Origin of the sequence: Streptomyces pathocidini, assembly GCF_001418495.1 — a bacterium.
GTDB classification, from domain to species: Bacteria; Actinomycetota; Actinomycetes; order Streptomycetales; family Streptomycetaceae; genus Streptomyces; species Streptomyces pathocidini.
The window spans coordinates 1-4,291 of record NZ_LIQY01000604.1 but is presented as its reverse complement, the minus strand read 5'-3'; the positions used below and the strand labels follow the sequence as shown (position 1 = coordinate 4,291).

Genomic DNA, 4,291 nt, shown 5'->3' with positions numbered 1-4,291 from the left:
CCACACCCGCTGGGCCACCCACGGCGCGCCCAACGACGCCAACGCGCACCCGCATCTGGACAACGCGGGCCGGGTTGCCGTGGTCCACAACGGCATCATCGAGAACTTCGCCGCGCTGCGCGCCGAACTCACCGACCGTGGGCACGAGTTGGCCTCCGAGACCGACACCGAAGTGGTCTCCCACCTGCTCGCGGAGGCCTTCTCCTCCAGCGGCGACCTGGCCGAGGCGATGCGGCAGGTGTGCCGCCGCCTGGAGGGCGCGTTCACGCTCGTGGCGGCGAGCGCGGACGCGCCGGACACCGTGGTCGGGGCGCGGCGCAACTCGCCCCTGGTGGTGGGCGTGGGGGACGGCGAGGCCTTCCTCGCCTCCGACGTGGCCGCGTTCATCGCGTACACCCGCGAGGCGGTCGAGCTGGGTCAGGACCAGGTGGTCGAGCTGCGCCGGGACGGGGTGACGGTCACCGACTTCGACGGGGCGCCGGCCGATGTGCGCGAGTACCACGTCGACTGGGACGCGTCCGCCGCCGAGAAGGGCGGCTACGACTACTTCATGCTCAAGGAGATCGCAGAGCAGCCGAAGGCCGTGGCCGACACGCTGCTGGGGCGGATCGACGCGGCCGGTTCGCTGTCGCTGGACGAGTTGCGCATCCCCGACTCCGTGCTCCGCGAGATCGACAAGATCGTCATCGTGGCGTGCGGGACCGCGTTCCACGCCGGGATGATCGCCAAGTACGCGATCGAGCACTGGACGCGGATCGCCTGCGAGACCGAGCTGGCCAGCGAGTTCCGCTACCGAGACCCGATCCTCGACCCGCGCACACTGGTGATCGCGATCTCGCAGTCCGGCGAGACGATGGACACCCTGATGGCGCTGCGGCACGCGCGCGAGCAGGGCGCGAAGGTGCTGGCCATCTGCAACACCAACGGTTCGACCATCCCGCGGGAGTCGGACGCGGTGCTGTACACGCACGCGGGGCCGGAGGTCGCGGTCGCCTCGACGAAGGCGTTCCTGACCCAGCTGGTCGCCTGCTACCTGGTGGCGCTGTACCTGGGCCAGGTGCGCGGCACCAAGTGGGGTGACGAGGTCCGGTCCATGATCCGCGAACTGTCCGCGATCAGCACCCAGGTCGAGCAGGTGCTGGGCACGATGGAGCCCGTACGGGAACTGGCGCGGGCGCTCGCCGACAAGGACACGGTCCTCTTCCTCGGCCGCCACGTGGGCTTCCCGGTCGCCCTCGAAGGCGCGCTCAAGCTCAAGGAGTTGGCGTACATGCACGCCGAGGGCTTCGCGGCGGGCGAGCTGAAGCACGGGCCGATCGCGCTGATCGAGGACGATCTGCCGGTCGTCGTGGTCGTGCCGTCGCCACGCGGCCGGTCGGTCCTGCACGACAAGATCGTCTCCAACATCCAGGAGATCCGGGCGCGGGGGGCCCGGACGATCGTGATCGCGGAGGAGGGAGACGAGGCGGTCGTGCCGTACGCCGACCATCTCATCCGCGTCCCCGCGACACCGACGCTGCTGCAACCGCTGGTCGCGACCGTGCCGCTCCAGGTGTTCGCCTGCGAGCTGGCGACCGCCCGCGGCAACGAGGTCGACCAGCCGCGCAACCTGGCGAAGTCGGTCACGGTCGAGTGAGCGGTTGCGTGGGGGGTTTGTGGGCGGTCGCGTGGGTGGCCTCGTGGGCGGTCGCGTGAGTGGTCTGGTGAGTGGGCGCGTAGACGGTTGCGTGGGTGGTCTCGTGAGTGGGGTGCTCGGAACGGGAGGGGAGCGGCGGTCGTGATCATCGGGGTGGGAATCGACGTGGCCGAGATCGATCGCTTCGGGGCGGCGCTGGAGCGGACGCCGGGACTGCTCCAACGGGTCTTCGTCGAGGACGAGTTGTGGCTGCCGAGCGGGGAGCGCCGCGGGACGGCCTCCTTGGCGGTCCGCTTCGCCGCCAAGGAGGCCTTGGCGAAGGCCCTCGGCGCGCCCTCCGGCCTCCACTGGACGGACGCCGAGGTCTACACCGAGCCGACCGGCCAACCGCGCCTACGGGTCCGCGGCACGGTGGCGGCGCGGGCCGCGGAGCTGGGGGTGCGGGGGTGGCATGTCTCTTTGAGCCACGACGCGGGGGTCGCCTCCGCCGTGGTCATCGCAGAGGGATAACCAACCGCCCGGCTCCGCCGGGGTTCGTGGCTCGCCACGCCGTGGGGCACCGGCGTGCAGCCGCCCACGAAACCTCAGCCCCCGGCGGCCTGTCGCGCTCCGGAGCGGCCACGCTCCGGCGGGGGTGGAGGCTGCCCACTGGAACGGTGACCGCGTGGCCACAACCCGGCGAAGCCGGGTACCGCACCGGTGGAGCCGGGCCTCGCCGCGGGCGGGGCGCATCCGCTGCCCGGCGGAGTCGGCCCCGCGGTGAGGGGTGCTGTTGGGAAGACTGGTGGGCATGAGGACTGCTTACAGCGTGGGGACCGTGCGGGGCGCGGAGCGGGAGTTGATGGGGCGGCTGCCGGAGGGGGCGCTCATGCAGCGCGCCGCGGCCGGGCTGGCGGCGGCCGCCGCCGACCTGCTCGGGCGGGTGTACGGGGCCCGCGTCACCCTCCTCGTCGGCAGCGGCGACAACGGCGGTGACGCCCTCTACGCCGGCGCCCGCCTCGCCCGCCGCGGCGCCGGCGTCACAGCCGTCCTGCTGGCCCCGGACCGTACGCACCCGGCCGGGCTCGCGGCCTTGCGCGCGGCCGGCGGACGTGCCATTCCCGCGACCGGACGTGCCATTCCCGCGACCGGGCGTGCCATTCCCGCGACCGGGCGTGCCATTCCCGGGACTCCCGGCGGGGCCAGTTCCGAGACTTCCGGTGGCGCCATTTCCGGGAGCGGGCGGGCTGTTCCCGGCACTCCTGGCGGGGCCGTTCCCGGGAGTACCGGTGGCGTTGTTCCGGAGACTCCCGGTGGCGCCTCTCGCCCCGCGGGTGCCCGTACCGGCCCCCGCGAGGGCGCTTCCGGCTCGTCGGGCGGGGGATCGCCGTCCGGCGGACAACTGCGGACGGCCCCTGGCCCCACCGGTGTGGAGGACGCCGCCCGCGACGCCGAGCGCGCTCTCGCCCGCGCCGATCTCGTGGTCGATGGCATCGTCGGGATCGGGGGGCGGGGCGGGCTGAGGCCCGAGGCGGAGTGGCTTGCCTGTGTCGCGCGGGACGGTCGCGCCGTGGTCCTCGCGGTCGACCTGCCGAGTGGGGTCGACGCGGACACCGGCGAGGTCCAGGGCCCGGCCATCCGCGCCGATGCGACCGTCACCTTCGGCGCGTACAAGCCCGGTCTGCTCGTCGACCCCGCCGCAGAACACACCGGCGCGCTGCGGCTGGTGGACATCGGCCTCGACCCGTATCTCCCCGGCACGCCGGACGTCGAGGCGCTCCAGCACGCGGACGTGGCGGAGCGGCTGCCGGTGCCGTCGGCGGAGAGCGACAAGTACCGGCGGGGCGTCGTCGGCGTCGTCGCCGGCTCCGCGCGCTACCCCGGCGCGGCCGTGCTCGCCGTCGCGGGCGCGCTGCACGGCGGGGCGGGCGCCGTACGGTACGTGGGCCCGGCCGCGGACGCCGTGATCGCCCGCTTCCCGGAGACGCTCGTGCACGCGGGCCCGCCCGCGAAGGCGGGACGGGTGCAGGCGTGGGTCATCGGCCCCGGGCTCGGCGACTCGGCGGACGCGCGGCGGTCGCTGGAGGACGTCCTCGCCTCGGACGTCCCCGTGCTCGTCGACGCGGACGGGCTGCGCCTCCTCGACCGCGCCCGCGTACGCGCCCGCCGTGCGCCCACCGTCCTCACTCCGCACGCCGGGGAGGCCGCTGCCCTGCTGGGGGTCGAGCGCGGGGAGGTCGAGTCGGCGCGGCTGGCGGCGGTGCGGCGGCTGGCCGCGGAGTACGGGGCGACGGCCCTGCTGAAGGGCTCGACCACGCTGGTCGCGCCCGCCCCGGGCCAGGCCGGGCCCGTGCGGGTCAACCCGACGGGTACGGGATGGCTGGCCACGGCGGGCAGTGGTGACGTTCTGTCAGGACTTGGGGGTGCGTTGCTCGCGGCCGGCCTTGAGGCGCGGGACGCGGCGTCGGTCGCGGCGTACGTCCACGGCCTTGCGGGCCGCTTTGCCGCCGGGCGGGACGGGGGGCCTGTCGGAGCGTCAGATGTCGCCGCCGCCCTGGCCCCGGCCTGGCGCGACATCACGTCCGCCACGGGCTGACCAGGCAGGTCCGCGGCCTTGCCCCGCGGCGGGGGGCAGGCTTGGTGGGCCAGCGCGTTCGCCACGCTGTGCCCACCCTC

Annotated in this window: 3 protein-coding genes; all 3 read left to right on the top strand. The window is 74.5% G+C overall.

Going from position 1 to position 4,291, the window contains the following annotated elements:
- A partial coding sequence (gene glmS, locus AOK16_RS23425) for a glutamine--fructose-6-phosphate transaminase (isomerizing) (protein ID WP_055474128.1) occupies positions 1-1,636 on the top strand: 1,636 nt, incomplete at its 5' end.
- A 141-nt stretch (positions 1,637-1,777) separates the two neighbouring features.
- A complete protein-coding gene (locus AOK16_RS23420; RefSeq protein WP_055474127.1) occupies positions 1,778-2,146 on the top strand; it encodes a holo-ACP synthase in 369 nt (122 codons plus the stop codon).
- A 280-nt stretch (positions 2,147-2,426) separates the two neighbouring features.
- A complete protein-coding gene (locus AOK16_RS23415; protein WP_107098436.1) occupies positions 2,427-4,211 on the top strand; it encodes an NAD(P)H-hydrate dehydratase in 1,785 nt (594 codons plus the stop codon).
- Positions 4,212-4,291: the final 80 nt, after the last annotated feature.